Here is a 22,332-nt window from a genome sequence, read left to right as displayed (position 1 = left end):
GAAACATGCAAAATTGTAGAGAGAGTAAAAATGGAATTTGTAGTTGAAAAGCAAAAAACAGTAAAAACGCCAAAACAGCAGGGCTATTGCATGCCAGGTGAATGGGCAGCTCAAGAAGCAGTATGGATGATTTGGCCGTATCGTACTGATAACTGGCGTGACAATGCACAGCCAGCACAACAGGCTTTTGCCCAAGTTGCAGCGGCTATTTTACAAAAGACGCCTGTATTGATGGCTGTTCCTGTTTCAGAAATGGAAAAAGCACGCAAAACTATGCCTGCAGAAGTGACATTATATGAAATGGAAAGTGACGATGCGTGGACGCGTGATACTGGACCTTCGATTGTTAAAAATGCACAAGGTGAACGTATCGGTATTGACTGGGTATTTAATGCTTGGGGCGGAGAAGAAGGCGGCTTGTATTTCCCATGGGATCAAGATCAGCTCATTGCCAAGCAAATTTCTGCGATGCATGAGCTGGATAGTTTTTCTACTCCTTTAGTGCTAGAGGGTGGTTCTATCCATGTGGATGGCGAAGGTACACTCTTAACCACAGCAGAATGCCTGCTCAACCAAAATCGTAATCCAGATTTAACACAAGACGACATTGAAAAAATTTTACAAGAGTGTTTAGGCGTCACGACTTTCATTTGGTTACCAGATGGGGTGTATAACGATGAAACAGATGGGCATGTAGATAATATGTGCTGTTTTGTTCGCCCAGGTGAGGTGGCATTGCACTGGACTGATGATGAAAATGATCCTCAATATGCACGCTCTATGGTGGCACTAAAGGTTCTAGAAAACACCCTCGATGCGCAAGGTCGTCGCTTAAAGGTTTGGAAACTACCTTCACCGGGCCCACTGTATGCGAGCGAAGATGAAACCAACGCTGTACAAAAAGGCAATGCGATTGAACGTATTGAAGGCAATCGTTTGGCAGGCTCTTATGTGAATTACCTGATTAGTAACCAACAAATTATTTTCCCATTATTAGATGAACGCACAGATGAGCAGGCAAAGGTACTGTTCCAGCAGATGTATCCTGAGTATTTAATTACTGGTGTACCAGCGCGTGAAATTCTGTTGGGCGGTGGTAATATTCACTGTATTACGCAACAAATTCCAGCCTAAAGCTATAAAACGGGAGAGTTCTATCCCTTCAAATAAAGCCATGCCCATGCATGGCTTTATTTTTTGTCATTGATTTTGCAAAGCTAAACATATTCATAGTATTACTAAAATAAATGGAAGGTCTGGGGCTGTTAGTATTTCTACGGCTTTAATTTGGCTTTCAAAACCACCGCGCTAAAAATCAACAATGGTCGCTATTTGAAGATATCAAGATGATTGCACTGCGTGTTAGTAGCCAAAAATAGGCTATTTGCAGTATGTAAAACAAACCACATAGTTGATCCAGAGTGATAACCAATTATAAGTAAGTAGAGAAATATGTGCTGAAGCTTCCTAATTTATAACTGTTTAAATAGATATATTTCAGTATGTTAGTTTGAGTTTTCATGTGCTTTATATAAGGGAGTTGCTATAATCTTGCCCGTCTATCTTGGGGGATAGTGATGTGTTGAGTCGTATTTTATTGGGTTTTCTTTGTGTATTGTGGGGAGGATCTGCGTTTGCCGAATGGACGTTTGTGAATGCCAATTATGATCGCTCACAATATGTTTATGTCGATTTTGATCGAGTTAAAATGCTTGATACGAGTCGTAATGAAGTTGAATATTGGGTCAAATATCTCATTAAGAGCGACAAAGAAAAAGATGGCTTGGAGTTAGGGGATTACTCACTCGCGCTATACAGAGTTGGCTGTGACAATGAAGTCTATAGTATTCGGTCATCTGCCAATTTTAAAAAAAATGGTTCCTTACTCAGTAGTCAAGACTATGCAACAAGTCAGACTCGACCGCTGATTCCCAATACTGCTGTGGATTATACCGCCGAGATGGTTTGCCACGTTTTACCGCAACGCCAAAAAGTCGATCGTTTGGAACAACTGGCTCGACGCATTGCGACGGGGGAATATAAATAAGAACCTGCTGTGGATGATTTAATCCATCAGCATGCCTTGTTTTAAGTCGGCTTGTTTACGCAAATAATCCCAGACCAATTTAATCCGTGGTTCGTGTTGTAGGTCGACAAACGTCAGCATCCAAAAGGTATGCGTGAAGCGTACCTGCTCAGGCAGTACTTGTTCTAAGTCAGGTTGGTCATGCGTCAAAAACTGCGGCAAAATGGCCAATCCAGCCCCTGCATTGACCGCGATTTGTTGGGCCAAAATACTGCTACTGCGAAAATTCGCGGTTAGAGGAATGGGTAGGCGTTCCAAGCAATACAACTCCGAACTATAAATCAGATCATCAATATAATTGACAAAACGATGGGTTGCTAAATCTTCCATCCGCTGTATAGGTGGATGCTGTGCCAGATAACGCTTGCTCCCATAAATTTTTAAACAGTAATCGGTCAGTCGGGTAATGATGTAGGGACCTGATTTTGGACGGTCAATTGAAATCACAATATCTGCTTCACGATGCGACAGTTTGATCATCTTCGGTACAGGAATCAGATCAATAGTGAGTAGTGGAAATTGCAATGACAGTTCGGCCAATAACTGGGTTAAAAACGCCGTGCCGAAACCCTCAGGTGCTCCAATGCGCACACGACCTTCAAGAGGCTGTTGTGGTTTTTGAATTTGCAAAAAGGCCTGTTCCATTTGCTCTACGCGGGGCACCAGAGCCATCCCATCAACGGTGAGTTCATAGCCTGTGGCTTCACGTTTAAACAGTGGTGTGCCTAAAGCAACTTCTAAAGACTGTACCCGCCGTGCCACGGTACTGTGCTCAACCCCAATAATCCGTGCTGCATTGGTCAGGGTTTTAGCGCGTGCCAAGACCAAAAAAAACTGCAGATGATCCCAATCTACTTTCATTTTTTATTTTCCACATCCTGTGCAAAATTGCACAACCATCGTGCACCAATATGCATTGGTGGTCAAAGTTTTCTTTGCTAGTCTGAGTTGAAAAGCAGAAATTGAATATACGGTTTAAGTCGTATGTTTCAACAGTGACACAATAAAAATGAATGCCTATGGAGAGGTTATGAATACGGTTTCTAAAATCCAAATTACTACAGCTAAACTTTTGATTAACGGTGAATTTGTCGAGTCAAAAACCCAGCAATGGCAAGACATTATCAACCCTGCAACCCAAGAAGTGATTGGCTTAGTCCCTTTTGCAACACCTGAGGAAATCCAAGCCGCGATTAGTTCAGCAAAATCTGCTTTTGCGAGCTGGAGAGAAACTCCAATTCAGGCGCGTATGCGCATTATGCTGAAACTACAGCAACTGATTCGTGACAATGCCAAGAAAATTGCACAGGTACTCACAGCTGAACAAGGTAAAACTTTGGCCGACGCTGAAGGTGATATTCAGCGTGGTTTAGAAGTGGTGGAACATGCGTGTTCGATTGGCACGTTGCAAATGGGCGAATATACCGAAGGGGTGGCACGTGGCGTAGATACCTATACCTTGCAACAACCTTTAGGTGTATGTGCGGGCATTACGCCATTTAACTTCCCTGCAATGATTCCTTTGTGGATGTTCCCAATGGCAATCGTCTGCGGCAATACCTTTGTTTTGAAGCCATCTGAACAAGATCCGCTCTCCACCATGATGTTGGTCGAGTTGGCAATCGAAGCAGGTATTCCCGCAGGCGTACTGAATGTAGTGCATGGTGGCAAGGAAGTGGTGGATGCCCTGTGTACGCATCAAGACATCAAAGCTATTTCTTTTGTCGGCTCAACTGCTGTCGGTACGCATGTCTATAACTTGGCAGGCCAACATGGCAAGCGCGTGCAATCGATGATGGGCGCGAAAAACCATGTGGTGGTGATGCCTGATGCCAATAAAGAACAAACCTTAAATGCCATGGTCGGTGCAGCATTTGGTGCGGCAGGGCAACGTTGTATGGCACTTTCGGTTGCAGTCATGGTCGGTGACAGTAAACATTGGATCAATGAATTGGTTACAAAAGCCAAAACCTTGAGCGTGAATGCGGGCCATGAGCCGAATACGGACATTGGTCCTGTGATTTCACCGCGTGCCAAAGCCCGTGTGATTGATCTGATTAACAGTGGTGTAGAACAAGGTGCTGAATTACTGCTGGATGGTCGTGATATTCAAGTCAAAGGCTATGAAAATGGCAACTTTGTCGGGGCCACGGTGTTTAACCAAGTCACGACGGATATGCGCATTTATAAAGAAGAAATCTTTGGTCCAGTTCTGACGATTCTTTGTGTCGAGACGTTGGATGAAGCGATTGAACTGGTGAATGCCAATCCATTTGGTAATGGCGTGGGCTTATTTACCCAAAGTGGTGCTGTGGCCCGTACTTTCCAAAACCGTATTGATATTGGTCAAGTGGGCATCAATATTCCAATTCCAGTTCCTGTGCCATTCTTTAGTTTCACAGGTTCGCGTGGCTCAAAGCTCGGTGATTTAGGCCCTTATGGCAAACAAGCGGTTCAGTTCTATACACAAACCAAAACCATCACCAGCCGTTGGTTTGAAGACAGCCAAGAAGCAGGGGAAGTCAATACCACCATCAGTTTACGCTAAGGAGTAGCGAGATGAAGATAGCTTTCATTGGTTTAGGGAATATGGGCGGTTCGATGGCACAGAACCTGCTCAAAGCAGGGCAAACAGTGTTGGGCTATGATCTGAGTGAAAAAGCCTTACAACAGTTTGCTGAAAGTGGTGGGATTATTTGTGACAGTCCGCAAGCTGCGGCCGAGCAAGCAGATGTGGTGATTAGTATGTTGCCCGCAGCCAAGCATGTACGTGACGTGTATTTGGGTGAAATGGGGATTCTGGCGGTGATGCGGGCAGGTAGTCTCTGTATTGACTCTAGTACGATTGACCCGCAAACCATTAAAGATGTTGCTGCTGAGGGCTTGAAGCATCAGATTCAAGTCTGTGACGCGCCTGTTTCTGGTGGCACCATTGGTGCTAAAGCGGGCACCTTGACCTTTATGGTCGGCGCTGATGATACAACTTATGAGCGCGTGCAGCCGATTTTAAGCTTTATGGGCAAAAACACGGTGCACTGTGGTGCGGTCGGTGCAGGGCAAATTGCTAAAATTTGCAATAACATGATTCTCGGAATTTCTATGGCGGCCGTGGCAGAAGGCATGGCTTTGGGCAGCCGATTGGGCATTGATACACATGCATTGGCAGGGGTGATCAATAGTTCAAGTGGCCGTTGCTGGAGTTCTGAAATCTGTAATCCTTGGCCAGACATTAGCCCGAATGCACCCGCAGGACGTGGTTATACCGACGGTTTTGCCTCGCAACTCATGCTCAAAGATTTAGGTTTGGCCATTGAAGCGGCAGGCCAAGTCAAGCAACCTGTACTACTTGGTGGTTTGGCACAGCAGTTGTATCAACAATTGTGTTTGCAAGGCAATGCGCATTTAGATTTTTCGAGCATTATCCAGCAATACTTACCCCGAGAAAGTTGATTGCAAAGAAATGAAAGGGTGCAATGAGTGCACCCGATAAAAACCCCTTGTCGTGAATAACAAAAAATGTGACTGAGGTGAAAGGATGACTTCAAATTATCAACAAGCGCAGCAAAGCTTTGATTTACAACAGGCTGCGCAACGGTTTCTATCAGGTTCAGTCGATGCGCTGAATGCGTGTTATGAGTGCTGTGATCGACATGCTTTGCCAGGGCAGATTGCCTTGTTTTGGCAGGGCAAAGATGGTCGTAAAGAGCAATATACCTTTCGAGAGTTACAACAACGTGCCAGCCAATTTGCTAACTTTTTAAAGTCGCAAGGGGTGACTAAAGGTGACCGTATTTCTGGCTTATTACCACGTACGCCTGAGCTCATTATTACCATTTTAGCGGCATGGCGAATTGGTGCAGTCTATCAACCTTTATTTACTGCGTTTGGCCCAAAAGCCATTGAGCACCGTTTACAACTGGCTCAGAGTAAGTTAGTGGTGACTGATGTGGGTAATCGTGACAAATTACAGGAAGTAGACGGTTGCCCTGCCATTGTGACGGTCACAGGAGCCAAAGGCACAGGGCTGTATCAGGGAGATTATAGTTTCTGGGCAGAGATCAATCGCCAATCTGATCAGTGCGAATTGGTGATGATGAACATCCAAGATCCGTTCTTGTTGATGTTCACTTCAGGCACGACAGGCCCTGCTAAACCTTTGCAAGTGCCACTCAAAGCACTGATTGCATTTGGGGCCTATATGCAAGATGCGATTGGTTTAAGAGCTGAAGATTCGTTCTGGAATATTGCCGATCCGGGTTGGGCATATGGATTGTATTACGGCATTACTGGCCCGCTCCTATTGGGTCATCCGACCATTTTTTATGAAGGCGCATTTACTGCCGACAGTCTATGCCAGATTGTAAATGACTATGGCGTGAATAACTTGGCAGGGGCACCCACAGCCTACCGCATGATGATGGCGGCCGATCCGAAGCAAATGGCGAAACTCCGTGGCAAATTCCGTGTCGTCAGCAGTGCAGGTGAGCCATTAAATCCTGAAGTTTTTCGCTGGTTCAAGCAAGTATTAGATGCCCCGATCTTTGACCACTATGGACAAACCGAAGTGGGAATGGTGGTGTGCAATCATCATGCGCTAGAACATGAAGTCCGTGCAGGTTCGGCAGGTTTTGCCAGTCCTGGTTATCGTGTCGTGGCACTAGATGAACAGGGCAATGAATTGGGTGCAGATACACCGGGAATTCTCGCGGTAGATATCAGTCAATCGCCACTGATGTGGTTTGGTGGCTATCAAGAAAGCCGTAAATCACCCTTTATTGGACATTATTATTTAACCGGTGACACTGCTGAAATGCATGCCGATGGCAGCATGAGTTTTGTCGGACGCAGTGATGATGTGATTACCACGTCGGGTTATCGCGTGGGTCCCTTTGATGTTGAAAGTGCACTGCTAGAGCACGCTGCAGTGATTGAAGCAGCTGTGATTGGTGTGCCTGATCCTGAACGAACCGAAGTGATTAAAGCTTTTGTGATTTTATCTGGTGAAAGTGCAGCCAGTACAGAACTCGAAAATGAACTGAGCCAGTTTGTGAAAAAACGCTTATCTGCTCATGCTTATCCGCGGTTGATTGAGTTTGTGACTGAACTTCCAAAAACACCAAGTGGGAAGATTCAACGCTTTTTATTGCGTAATCAGGAAATTGCTAAGCAACAAACTGCGGCTACTGTTTAAATTGAAGAGATTGTAAGGAAAGGATTTATGCAATTCACTGAGGAACACGTCCTGAGTCAGGACAAGGCGAAAAGTTTTGCCCAAGAACAGATGAAACCGAATACCAGTGAGTGGGATCGACAAGGTATGTTTTTTGAAGAACAAGTCCTGATTCAGGACATGGCAAAAAGTTTTGCCCAAGAACAAATTAAACCCTATGCCAGTGAGTGGGATCGACAGGGCACTTTCCCTGCGCAAGCTTTACAGCAAATGGGGCAATTAGGTTTTATGGGCATGTTGGTGCCTGAAGAATGGGGTGGTTCAGCAACAGGCAACTTGGCTTATGTACTAGCACTGGAAGAAATTGCCGCTGCGGATGGTGCAACTTCAGCCATTATGAGTGTGCATAATTCAGTGGGCTGCGTGCCGATTTTGAAATTTGGTACTGAGGAGCAAAAGCAGCAATTCCTTGTGCCTTTAGCCAAAGGGGAAATGATTGGCGCTTTTGCACTGACTGAACCACACACAGGTTCCGATGCCGCAGCCATTAAAACCCGCGCCGTGAAAGATGGGGACCATTACATTATCAATGGTGCCAAGCAATTTATTACTTCAGGGCATAACGCAGGCGTGATTATCGTGTTTGCCGTGACTGATCCGAGCGCAGGGAAAAAAGGCATGAGTGCTTTTTTAGTCCCGCGTAATACGCCGGGTTATGAAGTGATTCGGGTCGAAGAAAAGTTGGGTTTACATGCCTCTGACACCTGCCAAATTGCCTTGACCGATGTGCGTGTCCACAAAAGCCTGTTGTTAGGCAAAGAAGGCGAAGGCTTAAAAATTGCCTTGTCTAATTTGGAAGGTGGGCGTATTGGCATTGCCGCTCAGGCTGTTGGATTGGCGCGCGCTGCTTTGGAGGAAGCGACGCGTTATGCCAAGGAGCGCGTAGCTTTTGGGAAGCCTATTTTTGAGCAGCAAGCGGTGTCATTCCGATTGGCCAGTATGGCAACAGAAATTGCCGCGGCACGTCAGTTGGTACATCAGGCGGCGCGTTTAAAAGAAGCGGGTCAACCCTGTTTAACTGAAGCATCGATGGCGAAGCTGTTTGCCTCTGAAATGACCGAGCGCGTTTGTTCCAATGCTCTACAAATCTTTGGGGGTTATGGCTATCTGAAAGATTTTCCAATTGAGCGGATTTATCGTGATGCCCGAATTTGTCAGATTTACGAAGGCACCAGTGATATTCAACGCTTAGTCATTGCTCGTAGTTTATAAACCCAATATCGAAAAAATTGACCCTTGCACATATTAAGGATCACGAGATTTTAAAGGGATATGTGCATTGGTCTATACAGAAAGGATTGCAACATGCAGTGGGAAAAAACCTTCATCGAAGATTTACAGTGGGACACCATTTTAGTAGAAAAGCGCAAAGGCGTCGGGGTGATTACCCTGAACCGTCCTCAAGCATTAAATGCTTTGAATAGTCAACTGATTGCTGAAATTAACCAAGCTTTAGACCAGTTTGAACGAGATGCTGAGATTGGCTGTATGGTGTTGGCGGGTTCTGAAAAAGCCTTTGCCGCAGGTGCTGATATTAAAGAAATGGCCGAGCTAAATTTCCCGAATATCTATTTTGACGATTTTTTCCATTTGGCAGATCGAATTGCGCAGCGTCGTAAACCGTTGATCGCTGCGGTAAGCGGTTATGCACTGGGTGGCGGCTGCGAGTTGGCTCTGATGTGCGATTTTATCTACTGTGCGGATAATGCCAAATTTGGTTTGCCTGAGGTGACACTGGGTGTGATTCCTGGCATTGGGGGAACGCAACGTTTAACTTTGGCATTGGGTAAAGCTAAAGCCATGGAAATGTGTTTAACGGCACGACAAATGGGCGCGGTTGAGGCAGAGCAAAGTGGTTTAGTGGCGCGTGTTCTACCGAAAGAAGAATTATTGGCCTATACCCTAGAGGCTGCGGAAAAAATTGCGGAAAGATCCCTCACTGCAACCATGATGATTAAAGAAAGCATTAATCGTGCCTTTGAAGTGAGTTTGAGTGAGGGATTACGCTTTGAGCGCCGTACTTTCCATTCCATCTTTGCAACAGTTGACCAGAAAGAAGGCATGAAAGCCTTTGTGGAAAAGCGTCCAGCACAGTTTAAAAATCAATAAAGGAGTCTGCGCATGGAAAATAATTTACAGATCAGCCTCCAAGGACATTTGGGTGTCATTACGCTAGATCGCGCGAGTCATCTGAATGCACTATCCTTAAGCATGATTCATGGCATTAGCCAGCAGTTAGAACTGTGGCGCGAGGACGATCAAGTTCAAGCCGTCTTGATTAACTCCAATAGCCCAAAAGCCTTTTGTGCAGGTGGTGATATTCGCTTCCTCTATGATAGCTATCAAAATGGAACTGCCAATTATCAGCGCTATTTTGCAGATGAATATCACATGCTGAAGAGCCTGCGCCAATATGCTAAACCTGTGCTGGTGTTTTTAGATGGCTATGTTTTGGGCGGCGGTTTTGGTTTGGCACAAGCTTGCCAGATTATTGTCAGCAGTGAAAAATCACGTTTTGCCATGCCAGAAACCGCGATTGGCTTTTTCCCAGATGTCGGTGCAACCCATTTCCTGTCTCGTTTAGACGATATCGGTGTGTATATGGCAGTGACGGGTGAACAGATCAGCAGTAGCGATGCTTTATACTTAGACTTAATTGATTATCTGGTGCCGAGTGAACAGTTACAGCAGTTGCAAACTGAGCTAGCGCAAGCGACTCAATTAACCCAACAGTCGATTGAACAGACCATTGCACGTTATATAAAAGAACCTGCGCCTAGTGAATTAAAACAGTATGAAGATGCGATTCGGCAGCATTTTTCTCATGCTGAGTTGGCTCAAATTGAAGACAGCCTAGCCAATACAATAGATAGTGACTATATGGATTGGGCTGAAAAAATCTTAGCAAATTTGCAACAACGTTCCGTGTTGGCCAAGCAAATCAGTCTAAAGCTACAGCATGTGGGACGTGGGCTATCTTTAGAACAGTGCATGCAGTTAGAACGGGACTTACAAGATATCTGGTTTGAGCAAGGCGACATGATTGAAGGCGTCCGTGCCTTGCTGATTGATAAAAACAAGCAACCGAAATGGCAAACTGAGAACCCTGAACTGATGCAGAGGTTCGAAGAACTTTTGCCAGCGTCACGACAGCAACGTCAGGCGAGTGTGCAAGTATAAGTTCGCTTTCAATCAGCACCGAAAATCCTCCAATGCTTTGGAGGATTTTTTATGATGAGAACATTAGTGTGAGAAATGCATCGAACATTGAAGCCTCTTAAACGTTCATCGTGATTACAGCTCTGATGAGATTTACCAGTTTCATTCTGTAATGAAAATAAGCCACTAGAAAAAACTTATCCCTTCACCAAAGAAGCGAAAGAGTACAGTTCAAGTCCGAATAAAGAATCTAAACCGACACGTGAGCTTTCTTTAAAATCGATTAATGACGTTGGATACAGAAATTAAGCGAAGAATCTATCGACTAACTATAAGAAAAACGTGAAGTTTCTTGTTTTATTGATTGGAAAAAATATTTCAAATATATCTTTTGATCTGCGTTGTAGATTGAATTCTGCTTGGTAAAAAATACCAATCACTACCTAACTGAGTATGATTCTTATTATTTAATTAAAATAACAAGAAAAGACAAATACTTAAGTTAATTTAAATAGTATACGCATGTATAAAAATGCTTAAAAGGTATACAAAAAGTAGGGAAATATGTAAGTGAGTTTTACTGAATGGTTTAAAATTTAATGTTTTTTGTCAATAAAATTAAATATAATGTGATCTATTAGGCATTTTATTGTTCTTGGGACTTCTTGATGATACTACAGCAGTACAAAATTGTTTTCGGGGGAACCATGGGGGCAGGAAAATCTGCTGCCATTCAAGCATTGTCTGATATTCCTGTCGTAACGACAGAAGCAGTAAACACTGATACTGAAGCACACCATAAATTTTTGACCACTGTAGGTATTGATTACGGTGAAATTAGCCTTGATGACGGTACACAGATCGGCCTGTACGGTACTCCAGGTCAAGATCGTTTTGATTTTATGTGGTCTATTGTCTGCAAGGGTGCAATGGGAATCGTGATCTTGATTGATCATAGCCAAGCGGATCGTTTAAAGGATTTAGAGTTTTATTTAAAAGCATTCGAGCAGTATGGATCAAATGTGGTGGTTGGCATTACGCATATAGATCAAGAAGATGAGCAGAAGCTCAAAATTTATCGTGATTGGATGCAGATCCATCAAAAATATTTTCCATTGTTTGCCGTCGATGCGCGTGAACAAGATGATGTTTTACTGATGATTGAAACACTAATTACAACAATAGAAACGCAAGCTGAATCTGCAGTTGCATAGGTAGGATAAATGAATAGTTCACGTGAAATTCCACAAGCACTGATTGAATCTGCCCATATCGAGTTACAACGTTTTTTAAATACCGTTACAGGCATCGACTTTGTGATGTTGTGCTCATCGGATGGTTTTGAGCTTGCTTTGGCTTCAAAGAAAAATATCGACAATACAGGAAAAATCGCAGCAGTCAGCAGCTCCATCTTGGCGATGGTGAATGCATTTATTACAGAAATTCAATTGATGGGCTGCCAAACAATTACCCTTGATGCAGACAATGGCAAAGTCTTTTTAACGGCTGTCAACCATCCACTGCATCCTATGGTCATGGTGGCTGTCACTAACACAGATATTTTGATGGGGCAGATGCTGTATTACTACAAAGAGTTAAGTGCGCGATTAAGCAATGCACCGCTCAGCATTGCATCATAAGAAATTCGACATTTATTAATTTTTAATTATATCAATCGGCGTGATGCCGTGATTTGAAGGGTGAGGTTGTTGTGGGTTTGGGCATGAAAAACGTATTAAATATTGCAGTATTTGGTTTAAGTTTAAACTCGTTAGAGCAAATAAAAGAACAAATTTTGCTGTCTTTACCTGAAAATTTAAATGTGAGATGGGTCAATCTTGCCGAGCAAAAAATTGATTTATTGTTGGTCAATGATGTGTTTTTTAATTCACCCGGCATTCAAAAGCTGCTGTCTATTCAAAACATTGCGTATTTGCGACTGGTCAAAAAGGTTGAAAATGCAGGACGCATTGTCGGAGATCAATTGTTCTATCCATTTTCGAACATAGAGCATTTGCATGATTGGTTATCTAGAAAAATACTGTCACAACATAAGCTTACCGTGCCTGTGAAGTTAACGCTTGAAGTCATTCCACCTGTTCAAGCTGTTCTGCCTACAGTGTTGAACCCAGTGATGACCACGGAACAGGTTTTTAGCGAAATTTTTACGCCACGTAATGGCTATATTCAGTTGTTCGATGCCCATGGTTTTCTAGCTTTAGTTGATACGCGGACCGAACGTGTTTGGGTCGAGCCGAATAAAGCGATTCAGTTTAATGAGACCTTGAACCAAACGTATGCAACTGCGCAGTTGGCCCAAGATACGATCAAAGATAAAGGCGTTTATGACTTAAGAGTTTGGCTGTGGAAAGTGGTGAATGCTTCACCTACGATTCAGTTACCGCAGGTCGGCTTAAATCAGAGCTTTAAGCTTGAAATATGGCCTCAGTTTGAAAAAGATTTACAACGTCGTGACTTTTTGAAGATGGCAACCTGCTTCTCACAAGGCGCACAAATTGATCAAGTCAAACAGGCCTTAAATTTAAGTAATGAAAGGGTATTGAATTTTGTAGCATGTGCTGTTCTACTGCAATTAGGTCGGTTTATCGATCAAAATGAAGTGAAGTATCAGGCAGATACACAACAAGTAGAAACAGGGCAAATGAATAAATTACGCGGTTTTATTGGAAAGTTGCGTAAGAAACTAGGTCTTTAAATTTTTTGGGGTAACCCTATAACTAGAGGTAAGAATAAGATGGCACGTGTTAGTTTAGATGCGTTAACAGGGATTGACGGTTTTGTTGCTGCTGCACTGGTAGACAGTGATAGTGGCTTAGCACTAGCGACTCAGGGGAGTGGTGTAGACTTAGAATTAGCAGCAGCAGGTAACACTGAAGTTGTACGTTCTAAGCGTAAAGTTGCGAAAGCATTACAATTAAACGATAACATTGAAGATATTTTGATTACTTTGGGTAAGCAATATCATTTGATTCGTCCACTTGATAGCAATGAAACATTGTTTTTATATTTGGTACTTGACCGTACCAAGTCTAACTTAGCGATGGCGCGTTATGAGTTAAAAGGCTTTGAAAAAGAGCTTGATTTTGCTTAATTAAATAGCCGAGTTATCGATGCCAGTGTATGTCAATATACTGGCATTTTTTATTCTGCATAGTAAGTTTTATAGGCGGTTTGAAACGTTCCCACATGAAGCTTGACCAATTCTGGCAGGGCTTGATAGCCGCCCGCTAAAACAAACATCAAAGGCAGTTGGTGCTTTTTGGCCAAGCGAAACACAATTTCATCGCGTTTTTCAATCAGTTCTGTGCTAAACCATGATGAGCCGCAAGGATCATCTTGATGGCAGTCCATCCCCGCCTGAAAAATAATTAAATCAGCGTTCCAGTCCAAGGCACGTTGAAAGGCTTGATGGATCGCTAAAATGTATTGGCTAAAATTTCCTTGATGTTTATGCACATGATAGGTTTCTGAACGTTCGTAGGTCGGACAGCCAAAGGCCAGCCCATAAATACTATAATTAAAAAAGTTGTCAAAGCGGCGGGTGAATTCTGCCGTACCATTACCGCCATGTTGATCACAGTCCAGCACGAAAATACGTTTATCTGGAAACTGTTGTGCGACCAAAGCCAGCCCGTTAAAGGTACAAAAAGACCCACCATGTTCATAAACTGCATGATGGAAGCCTTGTGCAATATTGGCCGAAATTTGATGTTTCCATGCCAATTCTGCTGCGAGAACTTGCCCCGCATTAATCTGGTACACCGCATCACGCAGTTGAGTATTCCAAGGCTTAAAACCTTGGAAAGTGGCTAACTTTTCAGGGAAACCTGTGTCAAAAGCATCGACATATTTCGGATCATGTAGTTGTTTTAAAATATCTACAGAGAGCTTTTCAGGGCGATGGAACTGCGCGATACCGAGTGGATCTAAAGCATCGGCGACTGCGCTCAGTTTTTCCATACTATTGGTATGGGTCTGAGCATAATAATCTGGTGAGTAGCAAACCTGTAGCATGCGTTTAGTTCCGTATTTGTGCGGTCGCAACATCAACCAATTGCTGTAGGCGTGTGGTTCCCGGACTAAATAAACCATTTTCAACTTGCTGCTGATAATGCGTTGTAAAAGCACGTGCACGATTTTCAGGAGAAATGGCTAAAGTCGTGAGTCTTAAAAACCAAAAGCCGTTGATCTCAAAATAGGGGATGACATAGCCTTTATATTGCTGGTTTTGAGTTTTGTTTTGAATGGCTGTGCGATCATAGTTGACCGAGAACAATGAACCTGCAGGCAAACATACCCCATTCATCAGGATCGGTTTTAGGCTAATACAGGAATGATCATCTCCCATATTGAGTTTTTCCAGCAATAAGGGCTGCTGTTGTTCATCCACAAAAATATTGAGTTCGCCCTGTCTTAAGACGCGGCCATGGGCAATTTTGAGGAAGAAGTTTTCAGCCATGGGGCAAGAACCGACTTTTGGTTTCTCAGCCAAGGCTTCGAGCTCAACCAAACCTGTTTTCGCTGTGCTTTGCGGGAGAACAATATCGGCAATCAGTTGGCACAGAATCTGAGTTTCTTCCAGTTGCGCTTGTGCGGTGATACTGCGTAATTGTTGTTGTAACTGTCGCTGACGTTGCACTTGCTGAGCAAATTCAGAGCTGTTTTCGGTTGCGAGCAGCGGTTGAATTTGTTCATTCAAATCTAAATTATGCCAATCTGAAATCATGTACTGCGATTGCTCAAGCAATACTTTTAAGGTCTTGGTTTCGTATTGGTCAAACAGTTTTAAGTCGGCAAAATCTTGGCTGAGTCTGGGGCTGTTAATATAGTCCGCTAAAACACGTGTCGCCTGCGTATAGCCGCAACCACGACGTTCCGTTTGGTGGGAGAAATGTTCATTTAACATTTCAGTGAGTTTGTTTGAAAGGGGGTGAACGTGTTGTTTAAAAAGTTGAATAATTTCGTGATCAGTTTCGCGCATCCGTGCCCCAAAAAATAAATTTAAAATCTGTTTTATTATACAGTTATATATCAAATTACTATTGATATTGAAATAAAAACCAGCAGGGACTACGACATTTATTTTAGCAGGATGATCATTGTTTTATTTGGTATGAACTCTTTTTAAAGCATCCTTTATTGAGGCTAAAAAGTTCAGCTTATCTTCGGCATGGAATTTAGCCGATACATCTGTGGTGTGGTGCCTAATTCAGCTTTAAATGTTCTACAGAAATTCGCTGCCGTGGAGTAGCCCAGCTCAAAACTAATTTCGGTAATATTTTTATTGGTGTGCATCAGCAGATGCTTCGCGCGGCTCAGAATAACTTGCTTACGAATGGTATTAAAATTGGCATCCTGCTTTTTTAAGTAGCGCTGCAGGGTTTTACTTGAGACATTCAACATTTGTGCACAGTCTTCAAAACTTGGCGGGGGAGATGCTTCGCGGAGCATCATGCTGATCCAGTCAATAATCTCTCCATCTAAACTGATTTGTTTCAGTTGTTCGCGGCACTGTTGTTCCAAAATGTTCAATGAAAATGCATCTGCTTTGAGGAGCTTCGTGTCTAAATTATCCGCTTGAATAAAGATTTTAATGCTAGGACGAATGAGTGTACCAAAGTGAAATTGAGCAGGTTTGAGTTGCTGTAAGGCCTGCACATAAGTCGGTTGAAACACAGATAAATGAATGTCATAGGGTTTAACGTTTTGATTTAGCAATTCAGCAAAACTTCTGCAGAAACCCACGGCAATGGCTTCTAAATGAAAATTCAATGTGAGCGTGCTCATGGCTTGCAGCGGGTGAATGTCCAAAACCACGACGTTTGTTAACTCAGTCACTTTTAGTCGAAAGTTTGGCATGATTAAGCTGAAATATTGCGACATCACGCCTAAGGCTTGCATGACATTTTCACAGCTGAGTAAGGCATAGCCAACCAAATGATGGGCGCTCAATTTTAAGGAGCGACCGAGTTCAAAGGCCAAATCACGGTTTTCTGGAAATTTAAGTAAATAGCTGACCAAGGTTTCAATTTGTGTCAGAGAAAGCTTGGCATCCTCCAGTTGTACATAGCTGCTCAAATCCGTTCCTAACAGCTGAAAAAGCTCAGTTAAATCCATCTGACGTTCCAGCAATAAAGGCAGCAAACGCAAATAATATCGGGCTGGAATAGATGGAATGTGAGGATTCATATTTTTAAAGTGATGTCCTATTTTGAATATATAGTGTCTGAAAATGAATAATGATAACAACTGATTTTACCAATAATAAGCAAGCGTTCTATCTAAAATAAAAAGGAGTTCCGCATGAATGCACTGACCTTGCTTGAGCAGAAGCACAGTGAACATCAGTTTAAGGATAAAAAACGGCATTTATGGTTATTTGGTTTGGCGTACCCGTGTATTGCTATGGGCGCTTTGGCGGGCTATCAGTTTGGCCCCAAAAAACTACGTTCGGTGTTTGCCTCGACAGGCCCGATTTTTATGCACGTGGTCATGCCAGCTTTGGACAAATTGATTGGTGAAGATAGCGAAAACCCACCTGATGCCGCAATCGCAGCCTTAGAGGCCGATCCCTACTATGCTCGTATTGTGAAGTTGTTTATTCCACTGCAATACAGTGCCAACTTTTATGCCTTATACCTCGCTGGTCGCGATAGCACTCCAACGCATGATCGTGTGCTTATTGGCACACTATTGGGCGTACTGAATGGTGTTGCGATTAATACTGCGCATGAACTGAGCCATAAACCGAATAAATTAGAACAAATGTTGTCGCATTTGGCCTTGGCACCGACGGCGTATAATCATTTTCGGATTGAGCATCCTTATGGGCACCATCGTCGTGTGGCCACACCTGAGGACCCCGCTTCTTCGCAAATGGGCGAGTCTTTTTGGCAGTTTTGGCCGAGAACAGTGGTGGGTAGTTTTAAGTCGGCAGTTGAAATTGAAACCCGACGTTTAGAGCGCCAAGGTCTTGGTTTCTGGTCACTCAAGAATGAGTTGTTGCAAGGTTGGGCGATGTCAGGGCTTTATCATGCGGCGATGTTAAAATGTTTTGGGAAAAATATTGCGGTCACCCAAGCCACTCAAGCTTTGTATGGCATTACGTTATTTGAAGTCGTAAATTATATTGAGCATTACGGTTTAAAGCGGGAACAGCTTGAAAATGGCCAATATGCACGCACCCAGCCAGAACATAGTTGGAACAATAACAACTTGGTGACGAATCTGTTCTTATATCAGTTGCAGCGCCACTCTGACCATCACGCTTATCCAACGCGAAGTTTCCAAACCCTGAGAAACTATGAAGACGTACCGCAGCTTCCAGCAGGTTATGGGGCCATGATATTACCGGCACTGATTCCGAAGTGGTGGTTTAAATTGATGGATCAACGGGTGGTGGAGCATTATGCAGGCGATTTCAGCAAAATGAATATTTACCCTAAAGCCAAACATAAAATTCTGCAGAAGTTTGCGGGATTGTTCTCTCAGTCACCTCTTATAGGTGAGGATGTAACATGAAGCGCTATCAATGTTTGGTTTGTGGATGGATTTATGATGAACAGCTCGGATGGCCACAGGAAGGAATTGCGGCGGGTACACCATGGCAAGATGTTTCTGAAAACTGGACCTGTCCTGACTGCGGTGTCTGTAAAGCTGATTTTGATATGGTCGAGATTTAAACAATAGATTTGAACGCATTCTGTAATAGGGTGCTGCTACAGACTGTGGCTGTACCCAAAACCTTTCTATTTGATGATTTATTCTGCTAAACCATTCTTTCGCATGGTTGCTCTGCGCTTTAAGACTGTTAATCTTCTCAAGCAGATTTAATGCTCCGTCTCAGAGTGAAAATCGTAAGTCATGTTTTAAAGAAACCCTCGATTAAGGATGATTGTGGGTTTCTTTAAAATCCAAAGCATATTTCAAAAAGATCGATGTGAAATCGAATGATTGTAACGAGATAGAAAATTCAAAAATAACAGAGATAGAGAAGTCTTGTAGCGGATTACAAGACAACAAAGCTTAAAAGGATGAAGAGCTATGATGAATCAGAAGAACAGAACCGCCGTTATTAATTTTCAAATTCAATTCACACTGAAATGTGTATATCTAAGCATACGTTATTTATCCCTCTCAAATACGCCATAAAAGTTATCAGGTTTTATACGCCTTAATACATGTTTGAGGCCAACAAAAGGGACTAAATCACCCTCGCTTTAATCAAATATAGTGAGTGCTTTTCATAGGAATGGTTGGCATTTGCTGTTTTAAAACGCAACTAAAGGAATAGAAATGAAATCAGAAGTATCTCATTGGAGCGATACTGTCCGTATGTGCAGGCCAGACTTATGCCGCAGCTCTTGAGCGTTCGCGACAACAAATTGATGCTTTATTTGAATCGGGTACCTATGCAGAAGTCGGTTACAGCCATATTTCACCCGATGCGACTGGGACAGATATCAGTGGAAATAAAATTTCTGACACTGCTGAAGACTTTCAGGCGCTGAGTTATGCAATAAAAACAGATTTAAGCCCGAAGTTACGTCTTGCGGTGATTTATGATGAACCTTTTGGTGCCAAAGTAAAGTTTGAGGGTGATAATAATTTCATTGCAACAAACCGTCCAGCAGCAGATGCCAATACGCGTGTAGATGTGAAATCGAAAAATATCACAGCACTTTTAGGCTATAACCTAAATAAAAATGTCATGATTTATGCTGGCCCAGCACTTCAACAGCTTCAAGCCGATGTTCATTTACGTGGTTTAACTTATGGACCAAATAGTGGTTATAACAACCATTTTGATGATATAGCTGTCGGTTGGGTTGCAGGTCTAAGCTATGCTAAACCTGAAATGGGGATTTTGGCCTCATTAACCTATCGCTCTGAAGTAGAGCATAACGCAACGATTAATGAAGATGTGCCTTTAGCAGATATTGTATTTGAAGGGGATTATTCGCACAGCAACTTAGGTACGATCACGACCCCTGAGCCGTTGAATTTAAACTTGCAAACAGGTTTAAATGCAACGACAGCAGTTTATGCAAAAGTTCGCTATGTGCCATGGAGTGATTTTGCTTTTTATCCTCCAGTACTAAAAGCATCTACTACAGCTGCATTGGGCAAAGGTTTACCTTTAGTTGACTATTCAGAAGATCAAACCTCAGTTGAACTGGGTGTTGGTAAACGTTTGACACCAAAGCTAGCGATTTCTGTATCAGGTTTATGGGACTCAGGTGCGGGTGACCCAGCTCCAACGTTAGGACCTGTGAATGGTTACTGGGGTGCAGGCTTGGCAGCGAAATATAACTTCAACCAAAAGTTGGCGTTCAGTCTAGGCGGTCGCTACATGTGGTTTGGTGATGCAAAAGGTGAACTATCTAGCCGTCAAGTTGTTGGCGAGTTTGAGGACAATACAGGCTATATCGTGGGGATGAAACTCTCTTATAAATCTAAATAATTCATCTAGTTTATTTACTCGCTTGAGGTTTTGCCTTCTCTCTGAAATGGTGGGGAGAAGGTTTTTTTTGTAGTATTGAATTATTTGTCTACTGATTTGTACGGTCATCAGATTGACTGCGTTGGCTTCATATTTTTCAGCCTTTTGAATGTAGTCAAACTAGATTAAACCAGTCTTTAAAGGATTCGATTTTCACCATTCAGATGAAACATTGTGACTGTTTATTCAGATGTATTGCAGAGCAACATAGTGTTGAGCTTGTGCAACGGTTATCATAGAGCCAACAAAGCGTTGGAAAACATTATGAAAATCGTGGCAGATGAAAATCTCGCATTTACCGATTATTTTTTTGCCGAATTTGGTGAAGTTGAACACAAAGCAGGGCGTACTTTAACCCATGCCGATGTTGTAGATGCCAAAGCACTGTTGGTGCGTTCTGTAACTCAAGTCAATCCAGCATTAATCAATAACACCACACTTCAATATGTAGGGAGTGCAACCATTGGTACAGACCATTTAGATATTGACGCTATTGAAAAACAGAATATTCAATGGGCGAATGCCGCAGGTTGTAATGCGCAGGCGGTGGCTGAATATGTGATTACGGCTTTGCTCCATCTCAAGCCAGCATTGCTGAACCCTGAGGATGATTTTACTTTGGGGATCATTGGTCTAGGAAATGTCGGTTCTCGCTTAGCTTATATGGCCAAACTATTGGGCTGGAATGTGATCGGCCATGATCCTTTTGTACAGCAAGATGAGATTCAGCAAGTCGATTTTAATACCTTATTAAGTACTGCCGATGCAATTTCATTGCATGTACCTTTAACCAAAACAGGACCACATCCAACCTATCATTTGTTCAATGCCGAAGCTTTGGCTGCGATGAAAGCGACAGCAATATTGATTAATTCTGCACGTGGGCCTGTGATTGAAGAGCAAGCTTTATTAGCCGACATCGAAAGAACACAGCGTAAAGTGGTACTAGATGTCTTTGAGCATGAGCCTGTGATTTCTGAACAAGTGTTGAATGCTGTGAGTCTGGTGACACCACATATCGCAGGTTATAGTTTAGAAGGCAAAGCACGTGGTACACAAATGATCTATGAAGCCTTTTGTAAAACCTTTCAGTTTGAAGCACATAAAAGTTTCGAGTCGCAGTTGCCTGTGTGCGCGCAGTATTTTGAAGGGCCAGATTTGAAATCTGCACTTCAAAAGCATTTAAATGAAATTTACCCGATTGCACGGGATGACCAAGCCTTACGTGCTTGCTTAAAAGAGGGGATGATCGATCAAAAAGCCTTTGATCATTTAAGAAAAACTTATCCATTACGCCGTGAATGGGCTGCACACGGAGGACCGAAGGCATGAGTCAGGACGTGATCCATTATCAGCCAACCTGTGATTTAAAAGCCATGCGTGCTCGCGCGCAAATGTATAGCCAAATTCGCCAGTTTTTTGCTGAACGTGAAGTGCTTGAGGTTGAAACCCCGATTTTATCTCAAGCTGGTGTGACTGATGTGCATTTGGCTTCAGTTCAAGCGCAGCGCCATGTACAAGGCAAACAACAAACGCATTATTTGCAGACCTCACCTGAGTTTGCCATGAAGCGTTTATTGGCCAGTGGTAGTGGGCCGATTTATCAAATCTGTAAAGTTTTCCGTGATGATGAACATGGTCGTAAACACAATAGTGAATTTACCATGCTGGAATGGTATAGACCGAATTTCAGTTTGAAGGATTTGATGTTTGAAGTGACAGATTTATTAAATGTCACATTAAAGCAGCGTTTTGGTGAGGTTCGCCCTACAATTTTGAGCTATAAACATGCGTTTATGGATCGTTTAGATTTGAACCCTCTGCAAGCCAGTTTGAAAGAATTAAAAGGCTGCTGTAACCGCGTGGGCTTAAATTTGGACTTGGGCGATGACCGACTGGGTTATATTGATTTGCTCTTTTCACATTTTGTAGAACCAAGTCTAGGTTTTGATACGCCTGTATTTCTAACCGATTTTCCACCAGAGCTGGCCTCGCTTGCCAAAACTAAAACGGATGAAGACGGTGAATGGGTTGCAGCACGTTTTGAGCTGTATATTGAAGGTTTGGAACTCGCCAATGCTTATGATGAGTTGATCGACGCGGAGGTGTTGCGTTCACGTTTTGAAGCCGATAATACTGAACGTGAAAAGTTAGGCTTACATGTGATGCCAATCGATGAGTTTTTATTGGCTGCTTTGCCTCAAATGACCGCATGTGCAGGTATTGCTTTAGGCGTAGATCGTTTGTTAATGATTGCAACTAAACACATGCAGTTGGAAAAAGTAATTACCTTTCCCGCATCCATTTCTTAAGTGAAATTAAATAAAGCGCCGA

21 protein-coding genes are annotated in these 22,332 nt (G+C 42.9%); 17 read left to right on the top strand and 4 right to left on the bottom strand.

Going from position 1 to position 22,332, the window contains the following annotated elements; translation table 11 throughout:
* The first annotated feature begins 30 nt into the window (after positions 1–30).
* A complete protein-coding gene (gene aguA / locus RR876_RS01545; protein ID WP_332476947.1) occupies positions 31–1,134 on the top strand; it encodes an agmatine deiminase in 1,104 nt (367 codons plus the stop codon).
* Between the two features lie 445 nt (positions 1,135–1,579).
* Complete coding sequence (locus RR876_RS01540) at positions 1,580–2,047, top strand: surface-adhesin E family protein (protein ID WP_332476948.1); 468 nt, start codon at positions 1,580–1,582, stop codon at positions 2,045–2,047.
* Between the two features lie 18 nt (positions 2,048–2,065).
* On the opposite strand, the gene RR876_RS01535 is transcribed toward RR876_RS01540, so the two are convergent.
* Positions 2,066–2,947 (bottom strand): LysR family transcriptional regulator, encoded by an 882-nt coding sequence (locus RR876_RS01535; RefSeq protein ID WP_332476949.1) that lies wholly within the window; start codon positions 2,945–2,947, stop codon positions 2,066–2,068.
* 169 nt (positions 2,948–3,116) lie between these two features.
* Between RR876_RS01535 and RR876_RS01530 the strand changes: the two genes are divergently transcribed.
* The 10 genes from RR876_RS01530 (at position 3,117) to RR876_RS01485 (ending at position 13,587) form a co-directional block, all read left to right on the top strand.
* On the top strand, positions 3,117–4,634 hold the full coding sequence (locus RR876_RS01530) for a CoA-acylating methylmalonate-semialdehyde dehydrogenase (RefSeq protein WP_332476950.1): 1,518 nt from the start codon (positions 3,117–3,119) through the stop codon (positions 4,632–4,634).
* Between the two features lie 11 nt (positions 4,635–4,645).
* The gene (mmsB, locus tag RR876_RS01525) at positions 4,646–5,536 is read left to right on the top strand and encodes a 3-hydroxyisobutyrate dehydrogenase (protein WP_332476951.1); all 891 of its coding nucleotides are present in this window, start codon (positions 4,646–4,648) and stop codon (positions 5,534–5,536) included.
* Positions 5,537–5,621: 85 nt separating this feature from the next.
* Positions 5,622–7,277 carry an AMP-binding protein gene (locus tag RR876_RS01520; protein WP_332476952.1) on the top strand — a complete coding sequence of 552 codons (1,656 nt, stop codon included), beginning with the start codon at positions 5,622–5,624 and terminating at the stop codon, positions 7,275–7,277.
* Between the two features lie 126 nt (positions 7,278–7,403).
* On the top strand, positions 7,404–8,528 hold the full coding sequence (locus tag RR876_RS01515) for an acyl-CoA dehydrogenase family protein (protein WP_035326884.1): 1,125 nt from the start codon (positions 7,404–7,406) through the stop codon (positions 8,526–8,528).
* A 93-nt stretch (positions 8,529–8,621) separates the two neighbouring features.
* Complete coding sequence (locus tag RR876_RS01510) at positions 8,622–9,425, top strand: enoyl-CoA hydratase (protein ID WP_332476953.1); 804 nt, start codon at positions 8,622–8,624, stop codon at positions 9,423–9,425.
* A gap of 6 nt (positions 9,426–9,431) precedes the next feature.
* A complete protein-coding gene (locus tag RR876_RS01505; protein ID WP_332477154.1) occupies positions 9,432–10,496 on the top strand; it encodes an enoyl-CoA hydratase/isomerase family protein in 1,065 nt (354 codons plus the stop codon).
* Between the two features lie 647 nt (positions 10,497–11,143).
* A complete protein-coding gene (locus tag RR876_RS01500; protein WP_332476954.1) occupies positions 11,144–11,689 on the top strand; it encodes an ATP/GTP-binding protein in 546 nt (181 codons plus the stop codon).
* 9 nt (positions 11,690–11,698) lie between these two features.
* Entirely contained in the window at positions 11,699–12,115 is a 417-nt protein-coding gene (locus RR876_RS01495) for a roadblock/LC7 domain-containing protein (protein WP_332476955.1), read from the top strand.
* 83 nt (positions 12,116–12,198) lie between these two features.
* On the top strand, positions 12,199–13,191 hold the full coding sequence (locus tag RR876_RS01490) for a hypothetical protein (protein ID WP_332476956.1): 993 nt from the start codon (positions 12,199–12,201) through the stop codon (positions 13,189–13,191).
* Positions 13,192–13,230: 39 nt separating this feature from the next.
* Positions 13,231–13,587 carry a roadblock/LC7 domain-containing protein gene (locus tag RR876_RS01485; RefSeq protein WP_259233493.1) on the top strand — a complete coding sequence of 119 codons (357 nt, stop codon included), beginning with the start codon at positions 13,231–13,233 and terminating at the stop codon, positions 13,585–13,587.
* Positions 13,588–13,637: 50 nt separating this feature from the next.
* On the opposite strand, the gene RR876_RS01480 is transcribed toward RR876_RS01485, so the two are convergent.
* From RR876_RS01480 to RR876_RS01470, 3 genes are all read right to left on the bottom strand, one after another.
* Entirely contained in the window at positions 13,638–14,510 is an 873-nt protein-coding gene (locus tag RR876_RS01480; RefSeq protein ID WP_332476957.1) for a histone deacetylase, read from the bottom strand.
* Positions 14,511–14,514: 4 nt separating this feature from the next.
* Positions 14,515–15,477 (bottom strand): hypothetical protein, encoded by a 963-nt coding sequence (locus RR876_RS01475; protein WP_332476958.1) that lies wholly within the window; start codon positions 15,475–15,477, stop codon positions 14,515–14,517.
* A gap of 173 nt (positions 15,478–15,650) precedes the next feature.
* Positions 15,651–16,685 (bottom strand): helix-turn-helix domain-containing protein, encoded by a 1,035-nt coding sequence (locus RR876_RS01470; protein ID WP_332476959.1) that lies wholly within the window; start codon positions 16,683–16,685, stop codon positions 15,651–15,653.
* 114 nt (positions 16,686–16,799) lie between these two features.
* On the opposite strand from RR876_RS01470, the gene RR876_RS01465 reads away from it, so the two are divergent.
* The 5 genes from RR876_RS01465 (at position 16,800) to epmA (ending at position 22,310) form a co-directional block, all read left to right on the top strand.
* Positions 16,800–18,017, top strand: coding sequence for an alkane 1-monooxygenase (locus RR876_RS01465; RefSeq protein WP_332476960.1), 1,218 nt, complete (start codon positions 16,800–16,802; stop codon positions 18,015–18,017).
* The gene (locus RR876_RS01460; RefSeq protein WP_332476961.1) at positions 18,014–18,178 is read left to right on the top strand and encodes a rubredoxin; all 165 of its coding nucleotides are present in this window, start codon (positions 18,014–18,016) and stop codon (positions 18,176–18,178) included. Before RR876_RS01465 ends, RR876_RS01460 begins: the two co-directional genes overlap by 4 nt.
* Positions 18,179–18,810: 632 nt before the next feature.
* Positions 18,811–19,959, top strand: coding sequence for an outer membrane protein transport protein (locus tag RR876_RS01455; protein ID WP_332481838.1), 1,149 nt, complete (start codon positions 18,811–18,813; stop codon positions 19,957–19,959).
* 303 nt (positions 19,960–20,262) lie between these two features.
* On the top strand, positions 20,263–21,330 hold the full coding sequence (locus RR876_RS01450) for a 4-phosphoerythronate dehydrogenase (protein WP_332476962.1): 1,068 nt from the start codon (positions 20,263–20,265) through the stop codon (positions 21,328–21,330).
* Positions 21,327–22,310, top strand: a complete 984-nt coding sequence (gene epmA / locus RR876_RS01445) for an EF-P lysine aminoacylase EpmA (RefSeq protein ID WP_332476963.1) — start codon at positions 21,327–21,329, stop codon at positions 22,308–22,310. The genes RR876_RS01450 and epmA overlap by 4 nt, the downstream gene beginning before the upstream one ends.
* The last annotated feature ends 22 nt before the right edge of the window (positions 22,311–22,332 follow it).

It is taken from the genome of Acinetobacter sp., assembly GCF_036666595.1.
Taxonomy (GTDB): Bacteria; Pseudomonadota; Gammaproteobacteria; order Pseudomonadales; family Moraxellaceae; genus Acinetobacter.
Note: the sequence above shows the minus strand (reverse complement) of the source record. Positions and strands in the feature narration are given on the sequence as shown.